The organism is Pseudomonas sp. AIG (genome assembly GCF_977020205.1).
The window spans coordinates 1-601 of sequence record NZ_CDROCK010000137.1; the positions used below are offsets into that span (position 1 = coordinate 1).

A 601-nucleotide genomic window follows, 5' to 3' on the forward strand; every position below is an offset into this window, starting at 1 on the left:
GTGCGTGAGCAGAAGAACCTGGACGGCACGCCCTTCGCCCCACGCAGGGGCGACAGCAAGGGCAAAAAGAAGATGGAAGCCGGCCTGGCCAAGTTGATGGTGGTCACCCGGGTGTCCGCTGATGAAGCGGAGTTGGGCTGGAAAAACGCCCTGACCCGATGGGTCGCCGCGCAGCAACACAACGGCGTCAGTGAGCGCCGCACCGCCCAGCAAATGCGCCGTTGGAACAAGACACCGCCGGGACTGGCAGCAACCGACAGGCAAGCCAAGCGCCTGCGTCGGTTGGGCTTCCGTGTGCGCCAAGCAGGCAAAAAGACGCTGACCCGGCCGTCGGTGGCGTGGATTCAAGAGCATGTGAACTACGCCAAAGCCGGTTTGCTGATCCGGATCCTGGACGACCAGCGCAGCGAAAGCACCGGCGCGCAGAGCTGGGAAATCACGCTGCCGAAACGCCAGTTCATCGGCGCCGAAACTGAGCGCGAAACCAATCTCCTGATTAACCAGGTGTTGCAACAAATCCTAACTTCACCCCGCTAACGAGGCACTGCATGGCACTCGGTCAAGTCACCGTCGACAATCTCAATCTAGGCCAGGGCGCCGT

The 601-nt window shown here is 61.7% G+C and carries 1 protein-coding gene; it reads left to right on the plus strand.

The features are described from left to right. On the plus strand, positions 1–537 hold a 537-nt coding region (locus ACWR1S_RS30880), incomplete at its 5' end, for a virion morphogenesis protein (protein WP_454566144.1). Positions 538–601: the final 64 nt, after the last annotated feature.